1 pseudogene is annotated in these 241 nt (G+C 35.7%); it reads right to left on the bottom strand.

Annotated elements, in window-relative coordinates:
* Positions 1 to 219, bottom strand: a pseudogene (locus tag QOS06_RS10800) (IS66 family transposase); the annotation flags it as partial.
* Between the last annotated feature and the right edge of the window lie 22 nt (positions 220 to 241).

Below are 241 nucleotides of genomic sequence, written 5' to 3'. Positions count from 1 at the left end.
TTCCGTGACTGAAATATCAGGATCTTGAAGTTGATCCATTTCTTGCTCACTAAATAAGGATTGTTGTCCATCAACGACGGGCTCCATTACTTCAGTCTTTTTCCCAAATATTTGGTTCTTTTGAAGTTTGATAATAGCTATTAATTGAGCAATCTTTTCATTGACCATAGCTAATTGTTGTTTAAGTTCTTTGATTTGTTCTTCCGCTGTTTGCTTCATGGTACGTCACCTCCTTTGAATT

The sequence above is a fragment of the Limosilactobacillus sp. DJ3M12 genome, from assembly GCF_947381695.1.
GTDB classification, from domain to species: Bacteria; Bacillota; Bacilli; order Lactobacillales; family Lactobacillaceae; genus Limosilactobacillus; species Limosilactobacillus kinnaridis.
This window is presented reverse-complemented; position numbering and strand designations above follow the sequence as displayed.